This is a genomic window from Flavobacterium sp. ENC (assembly GCF_020991415.1).
Taxonomy (GTDB): Bacteria; Bacteroidota; Bacteroidia; order Flavobacteriales; family Flavobacteriaceae; genus Flavobacterium.
In genome coordinates, this window is record NZ_JAJMOY010000009.1 from 1 (window position 1) to 20,721 (window position 20,721).

A 20,721-nucleotide genomic window follows, 5' to 3' on the forward strand; every position below is an offset into this window, starting at 1 on the left:
GGTTTGCAGAAAAGACACCTTTAAATTCGGTACTCTCATTGGTTCTCGCAAAGGCGCAGAGGCGCTAAGTTTCTATTCTTACGGAATATCTCTTTTGAAAATCACTGCCTGGGCCTGATGGAAATGGAAATCCTTTTTGGCTTTGGGTTTTCTCGCACATTCGTTAGCTCACGCAAAGACACAGAGGCGCAAAGTTTCTCATCTTACGGAATATCTCTTTTGAAAATCACTGCCTAGCCCCGATGGAAGTGGAAATCCTTTTGCTTTTTGCTGTCAAAAAAGCAAAAGACTGAAACGGACAGCGGGAAATAGCTCCTTATTAAATTCCAAATTTTTAAATTCCAAATTCCAAAAGCTTCGGCTATGCTTAGCTGGACAGGATAATTATTGTATACGTATATATAATGTACAAAAACAAACCCGAAAGGTTTTGGAAAACTGTCGGGTTATAGAAATAAAATCAGTTCTTATATAGAAGAGTTATTTTTTATCGAGTATTTTGCTTTTGACTCCCAATGATTCAACCGACCGGATTCGAATCCTCTTAGAAGAATTGTTTCTATAAATTAGTCTTTCCGTTTATAAAACCTTTTAATGATGATTTGCTATATGAAATAACAACAACGTTATAAAAATAAAAAAAACAATAGCCAAACAATAAAACAGAAAAACGCGAGGACAATTCAGCATTTTTCAATTTAACCACATTTAGATCTCAATTCCAAAACACACAAACAAAGGAACACTTATTCCGAACAACCAATACCTGCAACTTCCTAAATCCTAACAACTACAATGTCTTATATTGCCAGACCGGAAATGATTTGTTTTAAACACAGAAAGCCCTCTTTTAGAGGGCTTTCTTGTTGTATTTAGGAAACTGTAATTAATTACAATTTAGCAACATGTTTCGTTAATTTAGACTTCAGGTTAGAAGCTTTATTATCATGAATGATGTTCTTTTTAGCTAATTTATCAATCATAGAAATTACAGTTGATAATTTTGAAGAAGCATCAGATTTTTCAGTAGCTAATCTTAATGCCTTGATAGCATTACGAGTAGTTTTATGTTGATATCTGTTAAGAACTCTTCTTTTTTCGTTACTTCTAATTCTTTTTAAAGCTGACTTATGATTTGCCATTTTATTATTTTTTTACCTTTTTTATAATTCTTTTTTTCGTAGTGCTCACAGGAACAGATTTCTGTTACCAGTACCAAATCTTGTAGTTCCAATCCTTAGATGAATAAAACTAATCTTCTAAGTTTTCTTCAATTTATTCAATTGATTTTTGTAGCCCGTAGCGGAATCGAACCGCTCTTACATGGATGAAAACCATGCGTCCTAACCGATAGACGAACGGGCCATTTTGACATCAAGTTTAACAACTTAATCAGCAGTAAAAGTAGTAGCCCGTAGCGGAATCGAACCGCTCTTACATGGATGAAAACCATGCGTCCTAACCGATAGACGAACGGGCCTGCTTCTCTAATGCGGATGCAAAGATACATCTATTTTTAAGATGCACAATACCTGAAGCAAAAATTTTTATTTTTTTTTAATATGCCTTCGCAAAAAGCACTCTTTTAGATGAAGGATTCCCTGTAAATACACAGACTCCCGCCTCTTCCAAAGCATCTAAAGGAATACAACGAATTGTTGCTTTTGTCAGGTCTTTTATTTTCTCTTCAGTGGCAGCCGTTCCATCCCAATGAGCCGATACAAATCCACCTTTTCCATCCAAAACTTCCTTAAACTCCTCAAAACTATTTACTTCCGTTATATGAGTATTACGATAGTCCAATGCTTTATTAAATAAGTCGTTTTGAATCTGCTCTAACAAGTCATTTATATAATTTACGATTTCATTAGCCGAAACAACCTCTTTTGTCAGGGTATCACGTCTTGCAACTTCAAAAGTGCCATTTTCTAAATCTTTTGGCCCTACGGCAATTCTAACAGGAACTCCTTTTAGTTCCCATTCAGCAAACTTGAATCCTGGCTTCTGAGTTGTTCTGTTATCATATTTAACCGAAATTTTCAATTTCTTCAGCTTAGCTGTCAATTCATTAACTGCAGTGGTAATTTGCTCCAACTGCTCATCTGTTTTATGAATTGGCACAATAACAACCTGTATTGGAGCCAAATTTGGAGGCAAAACCAATCCCTGGTCATCAGAGTGTGTCATAACCAAAGCCCCCATCAGACGAGTAGAAACTCCCCATGACGTACCCCAAACGTGTTCCTGCTTCCCTTCTGCGTTAGCAAACTTCACATCAAATGCTTTCGCAAAATTCTGTCCAAGAAAATGTGATGTACCAGCCTGCAATGCTTTTCCATCCTGCATCAGCGCTTCAATACAATATGTTTCATCGGCACCGGCAAAACGTTCTGTTTCTGTTTTTATACCTTTAACAACAGGAATTGCCATAAAATTCTCGGCAAAATCAGCATAAACATTCATCATTTTTTCAGATTCTTCAATCGCTTCTGCTTTTGTAGCATGTGCTGTATGTCCTTCCTGCCATAAAAATTCAGCCGTTCTCAAAAACAAACGTGTACGCATTTCCCAACGGACCACATTTGCCCACTGATTAATTAATAAAGGTAAATCTCTATAAGATTGCACCCATCCTTTATAAGTAGACCAGATAATTGCCTCACTTGTTGGACGAACAATAAGCTCTTCCTCCAGTTTTGCATTTGGATCAACCATTAGCTTTCCAGGTTTATCGGGATCATTTTTTAATCTGTAATGCGTAACAATAGCACATTCCTTTGCAAATCCTTCTGCATTTTTTTCTTCCGCCTCAAACATGCTTTTGGGCACAAATAAAGGAAAATACGCGTTCTGATGTCCGGTCTCTTTAAACATTCTGTCTAACTCAGCCTGCATTTTTTCCCAAATAGCATATCCGTACGGTTTAATAACCATACATCCTCTAACTCCTGAATTTTCAGCTAGATCTGCTTTGACAACCAGCTCGTTATACCACTTTGAATAATCTTCTGATCTTGTAGTGAGGTTCTTACTCATATTGAATAGTTTGGCACAAATTTTGTTTTAATAATTTTAACTAAATAGTTTGACAAAACTAACTATTTTTGTAATGTGCAACAATAAAAAACACCACAGATATGAAAACTTCTATTTCTCTTCGCCAAAACTCAAGTCATTTTTACTTAATTGGATTATTGAGTTTTCTACTTGCATCGTGTGGTTCTTACCAGAATACATCTTATTATGACAATGATGGTGTTTATGGTAACACACGAAATACTTACGCACAAGCGACCACCTCAGAGACGAACAATCAATATAAGGACTACTTCAAATCATTACAGAACGACGATCAGCCTACTGAAATTTTTACAGATGTAGATAATTATGGTAATTATGCTGTAAACGATAGTACTGAAACTGCAACTGCTACAGCCTATCCTGCATGGGGAAGCAGCAACACTGAAGTAGCTATTAATTATTATCCTAGCAACTCATGGTCATGGGGAATTTCTGCCGGATGGGGAGGATATCCTTATTACGGATGGGGTTACCCTGGCTACGGATGGGGCGGTTATCCGGGATACGCATGGGGAGGATATCCTTATTACGGATACGGATACGGATGGGGCTACCCTGGTTACGGATGGGGCGGTTATCCAGGATATTGGGGAAGACCTTCCTACCGATATAATAATTATGCCTATAATTATGGAAGAAGAGGTTCTGCTTCTTATTACGGCGGTAGAGATTACTCCTCAAACAGAAATTACACTAACAGAAGCTACAGTAATAGAAATTATACCAATAGAAACTTCACCAACAGAAGTTATACTAACAACAGAAATAGCTATACTACTAACAGACGCGAATATACAGACTTCAGAAGAAGTTCTTCTGCAAATGGCAGAACAACAACAAATCCAACTTTTACAAACAGAAGCTACACGCAAGGACAAAATAACAGCTATGATTATTCTAACAGAAGATCAAGCGGTACAACAACCCGAAACTACAATAACACGACAAACAGCAGCCCAACAAGAAGTTACTCTCCTAGCCCATCACGTTCTATGAATAGTGGCGGAGGAAGCATGAGATCATCCGGCGGTGGCGGTGGCGGCGGTGGAAGATCGTACAGTGGTGGCGGTGGCGGAAGAAGATAACTTCCTGTTCGTTACACCTAATACAATCATCTAAAAATTTGAATCCAATGAAGAAAATAGTATTCCTATTAATAGCGGGACTATCTTTTAGCGTCTCACATTCACAAGAAGTTTCAGACGCCGTTCGTTATGCACAAGACAATCTTACCGGAACTGCCCGGTTCAGAGCCATGGGCGGAGCCTTTGGAGCAGTGGGCGGCGACCTTTCTTCCTTAAGTGTAAACCCTGCAGGATCGGCCATATTTGCCAATAATCAGACCGGAATAACGTTAAGCAATCAGAGTATTAAAAACAACTCCAACTATTTTGGCACAAATACCAGTGACGACAAAAATTCTTTTCTCCTGAATCAGGCTGGCGGCGTTTTTGTCTTTCATGACCGAAACCCAAACAGCAACTGGAAAAAAATTGCTATTGGAGCTACTTATGAGAATACTAACAATTTTGACAATAATACTGTTTCGGTAGGAACTAATCCTGTCAATTCTATTGATCAGTACTTTTTAGCTTATGCTAATGGAGATCCTCTAAAAAACAATGGAGTTAGATTGGGGGACATAAAAAACATATCATATACTAATAAAACATATAAACAGCAACAAGCTTTTTTTGGCGCTGAAGGCTATGTAATAAACCCCGTTACTAGCGATAACAATAATACAAAATACACAACTAACGTTCCTACCGGAGGCAATTACTACCAGGAAAACGAAGTTTACGAAACAGGCTACAATAGTAAAGTAAGTTTCAATATTGCAACATCCTACAAAGACCGTCTCTATTTAGGAGCCAATTTAAATGTACATGTAACAGACTACAGAAGAACTAGTACTTTTTATGAGGATAATGACAAACCATTAGTTGCAGGTGAAACCATATCAAGTTTACGTTTCAACAATGACCAATATACGTATGGTAATGGGTTTTCTTTTCAACTTGGGGCTATCGCGAAGGTTACGGAATCTTTTCGTCTTGGTTTAGCTTATGAATCCAATACCTGGTACGAACTGTATGATGAAATTTCACAAAGTCTTTACACTACACGTCAGGCTGCAGGAGGCCAGCCTATAGACAAAGCTGTTAATCCGAATGTTGTTAATGTTTATGACCCTTACACTTTACAAACTCCCGGCAAAACAACTTTTAGTGCTGCTTATGTATTTGGAAAATCCGGTTTAATCAGTGTTGATTATGCTATTAAAGATTACGGAAATACAAAATACAAACCAACAAGCGACGAAGGCTTCAAAGGCCTGAACAACCAGATAAGTGACGAGTTAACTTCTACTGGAGAATTACGGGTTGGTGCAGAATATAAAATCAAACAATTAAGTTTACGCGGTGGTTATCGTTTTGAAGGAAGCCCTTATAGAGACGGAACAACAATTGGCGATTTAACAAGTTATTCGGGTGGTTTAGGCTATAACTTTGGTACTACCAAAGTAGATTTGGCTTACTCCTACTTCGAAAGAAAATCAAATCAAGGTTTCTTTGCGCAAGGACTTACTAATGGTGCAAACATCTCATCGAAGCTGAACAATGTTTCCCTGACTTTATTATTTGAATTGTAATTAAAGATAAATAGAATGAATGAAAATCCGTTAAGTATTTTGCTTGGCGGATTTTTTTTATCGCTAATAAAATGACATCGCTTAGCTGACTTATTTTCCGTCAGAAAAAAAACACGTTGGATAACAGCTCTAAAAGCTATCGAAAGCTTCATAAAAAACAGCTAAAAGAAAGGGAAACAGGCGGTGTTTGAATAAAAAAGTGTAATTTTGCACTCCAATTTATAAAAGTATGAGAACCAAGTCTTTAAAAAAGAACAAAATTAACGTAATCACTCTTGGGTGTTCGAAGAATGTATATGACAGTGAAGTCCTGATGGGGCAGCTTCGTGCAAGCGGAAAAGATGTTGAACATGAAGCGCCTGCAGAACGAGAAGGAAACATCATTGTAATTAACACCTGTGGTTTTATTGATAATGCCAAAGCAGAATCGGTAAACATGATTTTGGAATATGCTGACAAAAAAGACAAAGGACTTGTTGATAAAGTATTTGTAACCGGGTGTTTATCGGAGCGTTACAGACCAGATTTAGAAAAAGAAATCCCGAATGTTGATCAATATTTCGGTACCACCGAACTGCCTCAGTTATTGAAAGCACTAGGAGCCGATTATAAACATGAATTATTAGGAGAACGTTTAACTACCACTCCTAAGAACTACGCTTACTTAAAAATTGCCGAAGGCTGCGACAGACCCTGCAGTTTTTGCGCCATTCCTCTTATGCGCGGTAAACACGTTTCACAAACAATTGAAAAATTAGTTAAAGAAGCAGAAGGTCTGGCTAAAAACGGTGTTAAAGAACTTATTCTGATTGCTCAGGATTTAACATATTATGGTCTTGACATTTATAAAAAGAGAAATCTTGGTGAACTTCTGGAAGCTTTAGTAAAAGTTGAAGGTATTGAGTGGATCCGTCTGCATTATGCTTTCCCTACCGGCTTCCCGATGGATGTTTTGGAAATTATGAAACGTGAACCTAAAATTTGCAACTATATTGATATTCCATTGCAACACATTTCGGATTCTATATTAAAGTCTATGCGTCGTGGAACTACACAGGCTAAAACGACTCAATTATTAAAAGAATTCCGTGCTGCTGTTCCCGGAATGGCAATCAGAACGACTTTAATTGTTGGATATCCGGGTGAAACTCAGGAAGATTTTGAAATCCTGAAAGATTTTGTTCAGGAAATGAAATTTGACAGAATGGGATGTTTTGCTTATTCACACGAAGAAAATACACATGCTTACTTACTTGAAGATGATGTTCCGGACGATGTAAAACAAGCCAGAGCTAACGAAATTATGGAATTACAATCTCAAATTTCATGGGATTTAAACCAGGAAAAAGTCGGGCAGGTATTTAAATGTATTATTGACCGAAAAGAGGGTGCCCATTTTGTAGGCCGAACTGAGTTTGACAGCCCCGATGTTGATAACGAAGTATTAATTGACGCTTCTAAACATTACGTAAAAACAGGAGATTTTGTTAATATCAAGATAATTGAAGCAACAGAATTTGATTTATACGGAGAACCTGCTTAAATTTACAATAGATATTTGCTAACTTTTGATAAAACAATCTTATGAAACCTATTCAATCTTTATTTCTTTTGGTTTTCACGTTATTAAGCATTACTTCTGTTTCTGCTCAATACGGAAATGGATATAATAACGGCTACGGTGGAGGTGGTTATGGCGGAGGCGGTTACGGAAGAGGCGGCGGAATGGGAATGGACAGAAGTATGACACAGGCAGGACCTCAAAGTCAGAGTAAGCCCAAAGAAATCCCGGCCGAAGAAACTGCGGCTAAGTTCGTAGAGCAAATGAAACCAGTTGTAAATCTTGATGAACTTCAGGCTATTGCCATCACGAATGTTTTTGCTGACAGTATGAGGGAACAAGGTATCCTGTTAAAAAACGAAAGCAGTAGTCAGGATGTGAAAATGGAGCAATTGAAAGCTTTACAAGAAAGCACTACAAAGAAAATAACTGCTTTTCTTAATCCGGACCAGATAGAAAAATACACCAGTTTTATGGCTAACTTCAAAGAAATCAAAAAGTCAAAGTCAAAAAAGAAAAAAGACACTAAAGAAAACAAGGAAAATAAAGAAATAAAAGAAGACACAGAAACAGGAAAAGTTCAAGAATAATTATCTTAACTTAATTCCAATAATGTAATTAATTATGATAAAAAAACATTTATACTATCTGCTTTTAGCGATTATTATTACTTCGTGCTCCACAAATCCCTATAAAAACACTGAAAAAGTTTACGATAAGCAACTTAAAACTTTAGAAAATCAAATTACCAGTAAAGAGGCCCAACCAATACCTTCGGTTAGTCCGGTAGTTATTGATACAACATATGCACAACAGTTAGGGATTGTAAAAGATACTTTATCTAAAACAGGATCAACTATTTTATTGAATGGGATCAATACAGAATGGATCGGTACTGTTAATTTCAATTTAAGAAAACCAAGTTTTATCATTATTCACCATACTGCACAAGATTCTGTTCAGCAAACAATCAATACTTTTACAAAAACGAAAACACAGGTGAGTGCTCATTATGTGATTTCTGAAAACGGAAAAGTAGTTCAGATGCTTAATGATTATCTTAGAGCATGGCACGCAGGAGCATCTACCTGGGGAAAGAATACAGATCTTAACTCAAGTTCTATTGGTATTGAATTGGATAATAATGGTTTTAAACCTTTTACAGAAGCGCAAATCAGTAGTCTTGTGGCTCTTTTAACTAAATTGAAAAAAGATTACAACATACCAACTCAAAATATACTTGGTCATGCGGATATTGCTCCGGGAAGAAAACAAGATCCGAGCGCTTTATTTCCGTGGAAAACATTAGCCGAAAAAGGATTCGGAATCTGGCCGGATGAAATTCTGGAAGAAGCCCCTTTTGATTTTAAAATAGAGCAGGGTTTGCGCATTATTGGTTATAATACCAAAAATCTGTCAGCAGCGATAATGGCTTTTAAGCTGCATTATATCCAAACTGATACTACCTCAACTTTAGACCGAAAAACAATAGATACTATCTACTCTATTTACAAAAAACAACTGCAGTAGTATTTTTTTACTTATATAAGATACCGCATTTCTATATTTAGGGGATGCGGTTTTTTTTATTGTTGGATGTTGGATATTAGATGTTGGATATTAGATGTTGGATGTTGGATATTAGATGTTGGATATTGGATATTGGATATTAGATGTTGGATATTAGATGTTGGATATTAGATGTTGGATACTAGATGTTGGATATTGGATGTTGGATATTAGATATTGTTAGACGTTGGCTGTTGGACGTGAGTTAGATTTTGGTGAGGATGCTGAATGTTGCCTTTATTTGGGATGCTATATTAGATTTTGGAAAACTACTATTTGTTGGAGAAATAAGATTTTTTTTGACGAATCTCAATGTTTTTTGCTTAAAGTAAATGAGTCCATAAATAACGGAATACTCATTAAAATAATTTTAAAATTAAAAAAGCTGCCAAAACATTAGTATGTTTCGACAGCTCCAAAAAAAAAAAAAAATATCAATCTTTATCTCTTAGAAAGAGTATGTTGTAGCAATTAGTCCAAAAAACGATCCGCCTGTTGGTAATGCATCTTTGTCTAAAAATATATCTTCGGATGCAGCGTCATATCTTAACTCCGGAATTATGGTTAGCTTTCCAACTTTATAGTTTAATGAAAGTGTGTTAGCAAATACACTTGAACCATTAAGTACCCCCAAATTCAAAGCATCTTTAGCATCAAAATATTCCACTCTGTACGCCAGGCTTAAAGACTCTTTAAAGGCATAATTAGCATATCCTACTAATGAAAACCATTCTCCGTCTAAGTCACTATTAAAATCATTTGTTACTTTAGCGTAAGTAGCATTAAATCCAAGTCCAAAACTATCACTAATTGTTTTTGAGGCTACAAAATCAATTTGTGTTTTATTCTCGTCCGTCGGAGGAATTACAGTACCCGGAGTCGGATTTGTACTTCCTGATGTGAAATTCAAATAGGCACTTCCTGTTTCAGCAACGTATCCTAACTGTCCAACATAGGTTTTCTGAGTTGATCCTGCATCCATCGCTGATTTAAAATCAGTAGGGTTTGTAATCCCGAACATGGCTGTGAATTTTCCGGCTGTATATTGTGCCTTCACCCCTGTATTAAAAAACGGCCCATATGAAAACGCGTACGACATACTGTAGTTTTTATTGCTGACCGCATCCAGCAATTCGTACCCGATATGAGTTCCAAAACTACCCGCTACTACTTTAAATTTATCTGTAATATCATAAGTGAAAAATAATTGTTTTATGATGAACTTTGTATTCTCTTCATTATATGAAAACTCTTCTGCTCTGGTTCCGAAACCTAAATCTACAAAAACGGAAGCCTTTCCGAATTTATGCCCTGCCTGAATGGAAGCCATTCCCAGTTCGAATGAATCCTGTGAGTTGGTAAAGCTCGTTAATCCATTCATTTGTTTAGAAAAATCATATTTATAGTAAGCGTCTGCCGATCCTCCCCAAGTTGTTGCCGGTGAAACTGAAGCTTCAGTATCATCCTGGGCAAAAGCAAAAGAACTTGTTAACATCGCGGCTAAAATGTGAAATACTTTTTTCATGTTTTAATTGGTTTTTAGTTATTAATTGATTCTGGTTAGTTAATCTTTTATATATCTATTTAATAGTATAAGTCATTTCTAAAACCTCTTATTCGCCAACAAAACATCCTCATTTTCATTAGCGAATTTATTAACTTTTGTGAGAGTAAAAGAACAGCTGCCGCTTTTTTTGATGTTTTAAGGAAAGAATTACGGATTACAAAAATTACCTTAACAATAATCGTGATATGACATTAATACTGAATTATTTTTGAAAATTTAATAACCATTTTTTACTCTTAAATTAAAAAAAATAAGGGTTTCAGCCAAAAAAACTATTTTAAAACAGCCAAAAACAAGCCAAAAACGTCATTAAAAAAATTATACCCCTAAAAAATATGGGGGTACTATAAAATAAAAACTAAAAAATGATATTCAATAAAAATTAATATAACAAATAAAGCCTGTTAAGTTAGATAATCTAAATTCTTACAAAAATACTCATCAAAAACACTTTTTGTCTTACTAAACAGCTCTTCGTAAACAGATCGAATTTCGATTAAAGACAAAAAAAAGACGCACTACTGTGCGTCTGTATCATTAAGCTTTAAAATCTATTTGAATTAAAGAATTGGTTTTGCCCTGCTAATGAATCAATAGAAAAAAAGACAGGGTTTCTATTTAACCAAATAATCTGGCATCGTAAGTTACCTATTGTATTTTCGAAGATATTCACGAGCCTTACTACCGGATTCTTTTAAATCTTCCATTTTCCACTTCCCTTCTGATTTTGCAGATTTTTTCAAAATGGAGCAGGTTTCATCTTTATCAGATACGGACCAGGTAATCCAGCTGAGCTTTCGTGCTTCCATCCAGTCTATGTATTCCTGCCAGGCTTTTAGATTTAAAGGACCATCACCCGTAGCTTCCATTCCGGCAGATTCTGATATAAAAACAGGCAGACCTTTACTTATTGCTATATCTGTTTTGTCTCTTAACTCCTTTCCATGAGTTGCGGCATAAAAGTGCATCGTATACATTATATTGGTAACCCCTAAAATAGGATCGGCTGCGGCAAGGTCAACATCCTGATCCCAATGCGGAGAACCCACCAAAATAATATTGTTCGGATCATTTTCCCGTATGACCTTAATTACTTCTTCGGAATAGGCTTTGACCTCAGCCCAGCTTTCATAATCCGGTTCATTAAAGATCTCATATATAATGTTGGGATACTTTGAATACTTTTTGGATATCTCCGAAAAAAAGGCTTTAGCTTCTTCTAAGTTGATATTATGACTGTGCCAGTCGACTATTACATAAATATCAGCCTTTATCGCTCCTTTAATAACAGCGTCAATTTTATCTTTTGAAAATTGCGGTTCTTTCCTATAGGCCATCTCCCCTAATTCAACGCCCATGGCGGCACGAACAACATTACAATTAAAGTCTTTTCGCAGCCATTTAACCGCCTTTTCGTTATAAAACCTTGGCCACATACTATGCCAGCCAAAACTCATTCCTCTTAAAACAACGGGGACCTTATATTGATCTACTAATTGAGTTCCGACAACACTCAGCTGTCCATGAGTTTTAACCTGAGCATTTGAAAAAGAAAACAGTAATACTAAAATAATACTAAATAATCTACTCTTAACATTCATAACTATTGGCGTTTAGGGGATTAATCTCAAGGTAACGGAATCATGAGGAGCGAGATCTGCCACAAAATTCTTTTTTGTAGAACCTGTCTCTTTGTTCTTCCACAGATCTTTTAGCTTAAAAACGGTTTTACTGAAATCAGCCTCGTAACCAAAATCGGCATCTTTAATGTTATGTTTTTTCCAGTCAAAATTGACTTTTTTCGGCACTTCACTTCTGTTTAAAAACGTAACTACCCAATTTCCGTCTGATAAAGGTTTTACCCATACTTCCAATCCGTCTTCTGCCCCATATTTAAAACCTTGAATTCCCAATTTATCCTGATTAACTGCGATTAGTTCTTTATTGGTAAGGATTGCCAGTGTTTCTTTAGACATTTTTCTAAAATCATTTCCGGCGACAAGCGGCGAAGCCATCATGCACCACATGGCGAAATGGGATTTATCCTCCGTATCGTTCATTTCGTTTCCGACTTCCATCATGTCAAAATCATTCCAGTGATCGGGTCCTGAATATTTACGAATGTCTTTGCGCATTTCAACAATTTTCATAAATCCCCACGACGACCAATTTTCCGGATGTTTGAACTCACAATCGAAACACGGGTAAATGTCTCCGGAAATCCTCCAGAGATTCCCAACCGGTTTTCCCCACTCCCAAGGCTGATTGTCGCCCCATTCACAAAGACTGAAAACCATAGGTCTTCCGGCTGTTTTTATGGCATTGCTCATGGTAGTGTAGGCTTCTTTGGCAGTAATTCCCTGCGTGTTACACCAATCGTACTTCAGGAAGTCAATTCCTAATCTGGCATAAAACCGGGCATCCTGATATTCGTAACCGCGTGTTCCCGGATAACCGGCACAGGTTTGCGTTCCGGCACAATTGTATAAACCAAATTTCAATCCTTTGCTGTGCACATAATCAATTACTGCTTTCATTCCGTTCGGGAATTTAGCCGGATCAGGAATTAAATCCCCGTTCGCATCACGTTCCCTCGTCATCCAGCCATCGTCGAGTACAATATAATTGTATCCTGCTGCGGCCATTCCTGATGAAACCATAATATCTGCCGTTTCTTTTACCAGTTTTTCATCGATACTGGTTCCGAAAGTATTCCAGGAATTCCAGCCCATTGGAGGTGTCATCGCCAAACCTTCAAATTTGCCGCCCGCTTGCGTATGCGTATTCCCCTGACTAAAGCCCAAAAAGGAAACGCTTAATGCAAGTATTAAAACTATATTTTTCATTATAAAAAATTCAAATTAATATTATAAAAAAAGTATTCCCTAACGAGTGATTAGGGAATACTTCAAACAAACTCAAAATAAAACAAATGCTTTTTTACAAAAATCCAATATCATCCAGATATATGACTCCCGGCAATCCTGAATATTCTTTCATGAACAACGAATTTACGGTTGTTCCTAATTTTTCAGGATGAAGATCTGATATTGGTATGGAGATATTATTCCATTCTCCTGCTTTGATATCAATTGCTTTTCCATCATCATCATTTGTGCCTCCGATGGAGAATAAAACCCTGGTACTTACTGTAGCATATACAGATAGTTTTAAATATCCGTAATCGGCAACATTTACTGCATTATACTGCATATATAAACCACTCCAGCTATCGGTAGTACGCTTAATGGAATACGTTCCCCTACTCACATTTTCAGTACTTTGGAAATTTTCGCTTCCACCCCATTGCCATGTAGAAACCGGCGTTGGAGATCCGGAGAAATTATCACCATACACTAAAAATTTAACACCGATTGTTGCGATATTGGATGTACCATATTCTGTCTGCACTTTTACAAGGGCATACGAACCAAAATCTGCCGGAACTGTTACTTCTATTGCTGTTTTTGATATCGATTTGAATACTGCTTCTGTATCGCCAAATTTGACACTTTTGACTTTTACAAAATTTGAACCGGTAATGGTAATCACATCGCCAGGTGATGCAAATGACTGAGAAAGAGCTGAAACAACAGGTGCAGGCGGAGACAATGCTATCACATTATCTAAAACATTCACAAAGCCGTTTGTTGCGTAATAATCCAAACCAGTGGCAGGTTTATCCGAACCATTCACTTTTAAAACTCCGTTGGTCACATTTACGCTTAACAGGTACAAATCAGGATTCGCTGCATTTGCCAATGTGGTCAATTCGCCTGTTTCGAGATAATCAGCAGTTACGCCGGCGAGTTTACCCACTCTTTTTTTAACTCCTTTTACCACATGGCTCAATACGATTTGTTTTAAAACATCAACCGGTACTAAAGTGATATCCGGATAACCCAATGAATTTACGTATCCGTTTTTTACAAGATAGGCTTCCAGAATGGCATCAGCAGGAACAAAATAAGTAAAATCTTCAGTGGTGTTCAGAGTCGCTTCCAAACCTGCCAGTTGTATTGCTTTATTAAAAAGTATCAAATTCGTGTTTGCCTTGATTAAGCCATAGGCCGTATTGTAATTTTGTTCTGCACCTCCCACACCCGGAAGATCATTATCACAAGAAGAAGCGAGGGCAACTAAAAAGGCACATACTGCTATTTGTTTTAGTTTATATAGTATTTTCATAAGTTTTCTTTTTTATATTTTTTTCAATGAAAAGAATTAAAAGAATCATTTCATCGTACTAAATGATTCTTTTAAAAATTCTACTATTTTAATATCAAACCTAAATCATCAATAAAAATGGTATTCCCTCCTTCTTTACCTCCAAATTCCTGAAATGTAATTTGTGTTAATTCAGTTGGGCTATCTAACGTATTGAAAAGGATTTCAACATACGTCCAGTCAGATGAAAAATTAATAACCGGTTTTATTTTATCATTTCCGTTAATAAACACACCAACTGAACCTGAATTTTGTCCTTTAAGACTTATTCTGATTCCTTTATATTTAGAAATATCAAATTTTGAATTATCAATTCCGATATACAATCCGTTCCATTGGCCGGCTTTCCATGAAATGCTTTTTGAACCCTGCTTTGGATCTTTATCATAGGCAGTGTCATACGGATTTGTTGCATCCCACAAACCATCATAAGATCGCAGTGAAGTATAAGCGTCATCATAAATAGCGCTCCCAAAAGTTTGTCCTGCCACAGTAGTTCCGGAAACATTGGTCACAGACAGTTTTTTATACAATATATCTGCCGGTACTTTTACGGTGATTTCAGTTAAGGTTGAAGAAATTGGTTCAACTGCTGTAGTTCCAAAATTAACGATCGGTCTCAGAAAATACTCTCCTTTGATTGTAATAATATCTCCCGGGTTTGGGTTAATAGGAAAACCGGAAATAGTTGGAGAAGGCGGTCTCACTTTTACCGTGTATTTCAATGTTCCGATTTTGGTTACAATCTTCAATTCATCCATTTCATTAAAATATGGAGTGTCCTGATCAACAGAAATTACAATTACATTATCTGTTACCAACGTCGGATTAAAAGAAGATTCTAACCCATTGAAAGATATGGATTGCAAAGTGGCGAAACCTGAACCTCTAATAATATAGGTATTCCCTGCATTTATGACATCTGTTGGAACGTCTACTTGCCTGTCTCCTTCTACTAAAGGATCATCAATAACCGATTTACTAATTCCTGTTACGGCTAATTTACCTGACGAAGAACTACCGCCTTCATCGTTTGAACAAGCACTAAACAATAGCATTGAAACTGAAGCTAAAAAGTAAAACTTCAATAGCATTATTTTTTTTATATTTTTCATAATTGTTTCGCTTTAAAGTTTATTTAAAAACATAAGGTACCGGAGCCTCTTTTAACTTTGGATTTTTTCTGACATCATTTGCCGGTTTAGGAAAAATAAAATCTGTTTCTACCGGTGTGTAATGCTTTACGCCTTCATAATCAGAACCTCTGTCTTGTTTCGAAATGATGTCAATAGCCTCTGCTCTTGGCAATCTTCCCAAGTCATACCAGAATTCTCCCTCAAAAGCAAATTCGACTCTTCTTTCCTGAAACAATGCTTTTTTGGTTAATGGCGTATTGACATTCAATTCACTTAAACCTGCTCTTTTCCTGATTTTATTAAAAGATGCTTTTGCATTCGGATCACTTGTTTCGTTCGCACCCGCCAATATTGCTTCAGCATGAATTAACAAAACATCGGCATAACGCATGATATAATTACAATTACTCATAGAACCCCATCTGTCCGCAACACCTGTTTCACTGGTTGCCTGACCCACTACATATTTTTTTACAGCCGCTCCGGTTGCATCTAATACGTTTGGATATTTCGTTTTATCTAATGTAAAGCCTACCACATCACCGCCTTTTAATCCCGGATAAGAGTCTCCGTAAATCATATACGATTCTTTTCTTCTGACATCCCCTACTTCAAAAGCTTCCTGAATATCATTCGAAGGAATATAAACTGCTCCATAGGAGACATTGTCATTTAAAATATCCAGACCATACTGAACATTAGAAGGATTTCCGGCCTGATATTCATTGACTGCTCCGGACCATTGCCAGGAATAAATCGATTCTTCATTGTTATTTTTACTGGTCAGAAACAAATCTCCATAGTTCGGTAAAAGTCCAAATTCTCCTGAATTAATTACTTTTTCAGCCATGGCTCTGGCATTGGTATAATCTTTTTGGTACAGGTATATTTTTGCCAAAAATGATTCTGCAGTTCCCTGTGATATAAATACATTCACCGTACTTGAGCCTCTTAATCTTACTTTTGGTTTCAGGTTTGCTGCAGCATATTTCAGATCGTTTTCGATAAACTTATATACATCTTCGATTCTGTTGTTATTTACCATCGGGTTTTTTGCCAATGCTAAATTATCTTCGATAATAGGCACAGGACCAAATAAACGTACCAGGTAGAAATAAGAAACTGCTCTGAAAAAATGTGCCTCTGCGATTGTATTCTTAATCACATCGGGACTTACTCCTGCTTTTGCATTGGTATTCAGGTTATTGATCAGATCATTTGATTGGGCAACGATACCAAAGCAAGATCTCCACGGATCTGACAAAATGAAACTGTCCGATGTCAATTTAAACTGGATTACCTCATTTCCATCCACATTTGACCAGCAGTTTCCGGAAGACATTTCGGAAAGCGCGAAAAAACATTTTGTAAAAAACGGAGCCCACATTCTTCCATACATTCCATAAGTGGTACGTTGTACCTGCTCATCTGATGTATAAAAATTATCACTTACATATCCGTCCTGGGTAGGTCGGTCTAAATAATCCTCACTACATGAAGCAGATAAAGCCAGCAAAGCCACTACCGCTAAGCTTTTAAAATTTATTTTATATATTTTCATAATAGTTTTTATTAAAATTCAACATTCATTCCAAACGTAATGGTACGGTTGGTAGGATAACGCCCTGAATCAATTCCGCTCAGTAAAGCATTCTGATTATAGTCTCCAATTTCAGGATCATAACCCGTGTATTTGGTGAAAGTGTACAAATTCTGAACACTTGCATAAAATCTTAGTTTACTTAATTTGGTTTTAGAAAGAATATCCGATGGCAGATTGTAAGCAAAAGTTACCTGTGAAATTCTCAAAAACGAACCATCTTCTACATAACGATCTGATATGGCAATATTCGGATGTCCGTCTCCGCCATCAGGTCTTGGATATTTTGCGTTCGGATTATCAGGCGTCCAGAAATCAGCAGCTTCTGCCAGTTGATTTTCGTAAAGACGCTGGTTTTTTGTCGCCGCTCTTCTGGTTAAGTTCATTACTTTACCTCCCTGAGAACCCTGAAGGAAAACAGTAAGATCTAAATTTTTATATTTGAATGTATTGTTCAGACCATACGTAAAATCAGGCATTGGATTCCCTATGTAAGTCAAATCTTTTTCATCGATTAACCCATCTTTATTCTGATCTACATATTCTACATCGCCCAAAACACTTTTTGTAGCTTTGTTACCCGTAAAAGGGATTGGAGCATTTGCAAGTTGTTCGTTGGTACGGATGATTCCAACCGTCTGATAGCCGTAAAACTGACCTATTGGCTGACCAACTTCACTTTTAGTAACTGTTTTGGTCGTATAACCGTTCACCTGAACTTCTTTTATTAAATCAAAATTTTCGGCTAAACTTAATAGTTTGTTGTTATTTTTAGAGAAAATAGCCGTTACATCCCATGAAAAATTAGGACTAAATTTATTTGAATATTTTAATGTAGCTTCTATACCCTGATTTCTCATACTTCCCAGATTTACTGTCGGCGCAGCCAGACCACCCTGATACTGCTCTAAACCTGTCACATACGTTGGCAATGGCAGTACAAATAAAAATCCTGAAGATTGTTTTCTGTAAACGTCTACACTGGCATTCAGTTTTGATTTAAACAAACTGAAATCAAGTCCTAAGTTGGTATCTTCTGCAGTCTGCCAGGTCAGCCCCGGATTTGCAATATTACCGGCAGTAAAGAAATTACCCAAAGCCGATTTGATCGTTTGAATGTTAGAAAGGTACAAGCCTCCTCCAACAACCTGATTTCCGGTTTCACCGTAACCCGCCCTGAATTTAATATTGTCTACATAATCTCTCGTGCCTTCCATGAATTTCTCATTCGAAAGATTCCAGGCTCCGGAAATTGCGGGAAAGTAACCCCATCTTTTATCTTTGGCAAAATTAGAACTACCATCAGCTCTTATGGTACCCTGAATACTGTACCTGTTATCAAAACTATAATTAAAAGTTCCGAAAAAAGAGTACAGGGCATTGCTTCCTTTATATTCACTTGCTACTAATGTATCCTGATCACCAAGATTGATAGAATGAACGTCATTACTTAATAGTCCGCCAATAGACTGACTGTTTCCAAACCAGGTTGCATCTGTAGCTTCCTGAGCACCAATAAAATTAAAGCTGTGTTTTCCTAAAGAAAATCGGTATGTCAGCATATTTTTAATATTTAACTGATACCAGGTATTCGCTCTTTCCTGAAGCTGGTTTACTTTATTTACAGCAGCTCCCCAAACATAAGTAGGCTGGAAGGCTTCAAAATTCTGAAGCGAGGTATTCGCTCCCAATTCGAAACGGTATTCTAATCCTTTCGCTAATCTAAAAGTGGAATAAAAATTCCCCTGAAAATTCTTTTGTACTAAATAATTGGTATTCATTAAAGTACTCGCCACCGGATTAATCCACGCACCCTGCGAGCCATCCTGAGGAGGTCCTGCATAACTGCCATCTAAATTTCTAACCGCAACATCGGGAGTAGATAATATAGTGGTACCTATAATACCATCACTATATCCTTCAATGGTAATGTTCTGATTGGTGATCCCTGCTGTCAGGTTAACTCCCATTGTCAGCCAGTCTTTTACTTTTGATTCAAAATTAGTTTTGAAAGTATATCTTTTGAAATCAGATCCTATGACCACACCATCCTGATTCAGGTAAGATCCTGAAACATAATAATTCGTGCTGTCATTCGCCCCTGAAAAAGATAACTGGTGGCTTGTCATTAAGGCTGTTCTGTATATTTCGTCCTGCCAGTTGGTTCCGTTACCTAAAACAGAAGGCACAGCAAACTCGTCACGCGGTGCCACACCATAATATTGTGCCAATGCATTTTGTTGTGTCGCATACTGGCTTAAATTCATTGTTTTCAGTAATCTCGTTACATCCTGTACCGAAAATGCAGTATCATATGTTATTCTTCCGGCACCTTTTTTACCTCTTTTAGTCGTAATAATAACCACTCCGTTAGAAGCTCTTGAACCGTAAATAGCGGTAGAAGCCGCATCTTTTAAGATATCCATCGTTTCAATATCGTTTGGATTCAGAAATGCCAGCGGGCTATTGGTTACACTACCTGTATTGGTTCCGATGTATCCACTTACAATCGTTCCTCCCGTAGCCTGACTGGTAGCATCACCCGAAATTGGAATACCGTCTACTATATATAAAGGTTCGTTGCTGCCTCCCAAAGAAGCATTTCCACGAATTTTTACCGAAACACTTCCTCCCGGTTTTCCGGAATTATTAGTCACGACAACCCCTGCAGCTCTTCCCTGCAACATCTGCTCGATCGTAACTTGCTGGGAATCCTTGAAATCTTTTGATGACACAGAAGAAACTGCCCCTGTAATATCTTTTCTCTTCTGGCTTCTATATCCGACATTTACCAATACTTCACGTAAATCTTCAGCGTTAAGTCTCAGGACCACATTAACAGGCCCGCCATTTTTTACATTAACGGTCTGAGTAACATATCCAATAAATGAAACTGAAATGCTGGAGTTAGCGGGAGCATCAATAACATACTTTCCATCAAAATCTGTTGAAGTTGTTTTTTTAGTACTAACTACCGTAATATTTGCTCCGGGAATAGAAAGTCCCTTATCATCAGACACGACTCCTGTAACTTTTACCTGAGCAGTAATACAATTACTCGTCAGCAACAAAAATAAAATCAAAGGAACCGCTATGTGGTTAGCATTCCAATGAATGAAATTAGTCATTAGTTTTTTCATAATAATGTTTGGTTAGTTTAAATTAGTATTGTTATAATTAAGCAATAAAGAGTTGGTTATTATTTTCTTAAATTATTTAACAAATCTATAACAGAAGGAAACAGCAAATCGATAGTATTATATCATTTAATGATAATATTTTTACTATACCGGTTTAAAAAAACATATATAAAAATAATTTCAG

Annotated in this window: 14 protein-coding genes and 2 tRNA genes; 5 read left to right on the forward strand and 11 right to left on the reverse strand. The window is 36.8% G+C overall.

The window, feature by feature from the left end:
- Positions 1–890 precede the first annotated feature (890 nt).
- The 4 genes from rpsT to proS form a co-directional block, all read right to left on the reverse strand.
- Positions 891–1,142, reverse strand: coding sequence for a 30S ribosomal protein S20 (gene rpsT, locus LPB89_RS18610; protein ID WP_132037938.1), 252 nt, complete (start codon positions 1,140–1,142; stop codon positions 891–893).
- 151 nt (positions 1,143–1,293) lie between these two features.
- A tRNA-Glu gene (locus LPB89_RS18615) sits at positions 1,294–1,365 on the reverse strand.
- 43 nt (positions 1,366–1,408) lie between these two features.
- Positions 1,409–1,480, reverse strand: a tRNA-Glu gene (locus LPB89_RS18620).
- A gap of 77 nt (positions 1,481–1,557) precedes the next feature.
- The gene (gene proS / locus LPB89_RS18625; protein ID WP_230703175.1) at positions 1,558–3,036 is read right to left on the reverse strand and encodes a proline--tRNA ligase; all 1,479 of its coding nucleotides are present in this window, start codon (positions 3,034–3,036) and stop codon (positions 1,558–1,560) included.
- 101 nt (positions 3,037–3,137) lie between these two features.
- Between proS and LPB89_RS18630 the strand changes: the two genes are divergently transcribed.
- From LPB89_RS18630 to LPB89_RS18650, 5 genes are all read left to right on the forward strand, one after another.
- On the forward strand, positions 3,138–4,166 hold the full coding sequence (locus LPB89_RS18630; protein WP_230703176.1) for a hypothetical protein: 1,029 nt from the start codon (positions 3,138–3,140) through the stop codon (positions 4,164–4,166).
- 47 nt (positions 4,167–4,213) lie between these two features.
- Positions 4,214–5,737 (forward strand): OmpP1/FadL family transporter, encoded by a 1,524-nt coding sequence (locus LPB89_RS18635; RefSeq protein ID WP_230703177.1) that lies wholly within the window; start codon positions 4,214–4,216, stop codon positions 5,735–5,737.
- A 229-nt stretch (positions 5,738–5,966) separates the two neighbouring features.
- A complete protein-coding gene (rimO, locus tag LPB89_RS18640; protein ID WP_230703178.1) occupies positions 5,967–7,280 on the forward strand; it encodes a 30S ribosomal protein S12 methylthiotransferase RimO in 1,314 nt (437 codons plus the stop codon).
- 41 nt (positions 7,281–7,321) lie between these two features.
- Positions 7,322–7,888: a hypothetical protein gene (locus tag LPB89_RS18645; RefSeq protein ID WP_230703179.1), complete on the forward strand. Its 567-nt coding sequence runs from the start codon at positions 7,322–7,324 to the stop codon at positions 7,886–7,888.
- Positions 7,889–7,922: 34 nt separating this feature from the next.
- Positions 7,923–8,828 carry an N-acetylmuramoyl-L-alanine amidase gene (locus LPB89_RS18650; protein WP_230703180.1) on the forward strand — a complete coding sequence of 302 codons (906 nt, stop codon included), beginning with the start codon at positions 7,923–7,925 and terminating at the stop codon, positions 8,826–8,828.
- 487 nt (positions 8,829–9,315) lie between these two features.
- On the opposite strand, the gene LPB89_RS18655 is transcribed toward LPB89_RS18650, so the two are convergent.
- The 7 genes from LPB89_RS18655 to LPB89_RS18685 form a co-directional block, all read right to left on the reverse strand.
- Positions 9,316–10,392 (reverse strand): outer membrane beta-barrel protein, encoded by a 1,077-nt coding sequence (locus LPB89_RS18655; RefSeq protein WP_230703181.1) that lies wholly within the window; start codon positions 10,390–10,392, stop codon positions 9,316–9,318.
- Between the two features lie 686 nt (positions 10,393–11,078).
- Positions 11,079–12,035: a glycoside hydrolase family 5 protein gene (locus tag LPB89_RS18660; RefSeq protein ID WP_230703182.1), complete on the reverse strand. Its 957-nt coding sequence runs from the start codon at positions 12,033–12,035 to the stop codon at positions 11,079–11,081.
- Between the two features lie 12 nt (positions 12,036–12,047).
- Positions 12,048–13,280, reverse strand: coding sequence for a glycoside hydrolase family 27 protein (locus LPB89_RS18665; RefSeq protein ID WP_230703183.1), 1,233 nt, complete (start codon positions 13,278–13,280; stop codon positions 12,048–12,050).
- A gap of 94 nt (positions 13,281–13,374) precedes the next feature.
- Positions 13,375–14,622, reverse strand: a complete 1,248-nt coding sequence (locus tag LPB89_RS18670) for a fasciclin domain-containing protein (protein ID WP_230703184.1) — start codon at positions 14,620–14,622, stop codon at positions 13,375–13,377.
- Between the two features lie 83 nt (positions 14,623–14,705).
- Positions 14,706–15,776 carry an IPT/TIG domain-containing protein gene (locus LPB89_RS18675; protein WP_230703185.1) on the reverse strand — a complete coding sequence of 357 codons (1,071 nt, stop codon included), beginning with the start codon at positions 15,774–15,776 and terminating at the stop codon, positions 14,706–14,708.
- Between the two features lie 19 nt (positions 15,777–15,795).
- On the reverse strand, positions 15,796–17,358 hold the full coding sequence (locus LPB89_RS18680; RefSeq protein WP_230703186.1) for a RagB/SusD family nutrient uptake outer membrane protein: 1,563 nt from the start codon (positions 17,356–17,358) through the stop codon (positions 15,796–15,798).
- 11 nt (positions 17,359–17,369) lie between these two features.
- Entirely contained in the window at positions 17,370–20,537 is a 3,168-nt protein-coding gene (locus LPB89_RS18685) for a TonB-dependent receptor (RefSeq protein ID WP_230703187.1), read from the reverse strand.
- Between the last annotated feature and the right edge of the window lie 184 nt (positions 20,538–20,721).

Coding starts and splice junctions, on each gene's coding strand:
- LPB89_RS18675 (WP_230703185.1), bottom strand. CDS start 15,776: ATGAAAAATATAAAAAAAATAATGCTATTGAAGTTTTACTTTTTAGCT.
- LPB89_RS18630 (WP_230703176.1), top strand. CDS start 3,138: ATGAAAACTTCTATTTCTCTTCGCCAAAACTCAAGTCATTTTTACTTA.
- proS (WP_230703175.1), bottom strand. CDS start 3,036: ATGAGTAAGAACCTCACTACAAGATCAGAAGATTATTCAAAGTGGTAT.
- LPB89_RS18660 (WP_230703182.1), bottom strand. CDS start 12,035: ATGAATGTTAAGAGTAGATTATTTAGTATTATTTTAGTATTACTGTTT.
- LPB89_RS18665 (WP_230703183.1), bottom strand. CDS start 13,280: ATGAAAAATATAGTTTTAATACTTGCATTAAGCGTTTCCTTTTTGGGC.
- LPB89_RS18670 (WP_230703184.1), bottom strand. CDS start 14,622: ATGAAAATACTATATAAACTAAAACAAATAGCAGTATGTGCCTTTTTA.
- LPB89_RS18680 (WP_230703186.1), bottom strand. CDS start 17,358: ATGAAAATATATAAAATAAATTTTAAAAGCTTAGCGGTAGTGGCTTTG.
- rimO (WP_230703178.1), top strand. CDS start 5,967: ATGAGAACCAAGTCTTTAAAAAAGAACAAAATTAACGTAATCACTCTT.
- LPB89_RS18685 (WP_230703187.1), bottom strand. CDS start 20,537: ATGAAAAAACTAATGACTAATTTCATTCATTGGAATGCTAACCACATA.
- LPB89_RS18655 (WP_230703181.1), bottom strand. CDS start 10,392: ATGAAAAAAGTATTTCACATTTTAGCCGCGATGTTAACAAGTTCTTTT.
- LPB89_RS18645 (WP_230703179.1), top strand. CDS start 7,322: ATGAAACCTATTCAATCTTTATTTCTTTTGGTTTTCACGTTATTAAGC.
- LPB89_RS18650 (WP_230703180.1), top strand. CDS start 7,923: ATGATAAAAAAACATTTATACTATCTGCTTTTAGCGATTATTATTACT.
- LPB89_RS18635 (WP_230703177.1), top strand. CDS start 4,214: ATGAAGAAAATAGTATTCCTATTAATAGCGGGACTATCTTTTAGCGTC.
- rpsT (WP_132037938.1), bottom strand. CDS start 1,142: ATGGCAAATCATAAGTCAGCTTTAAAAAGAATTAGAAGTAACGAAAAA.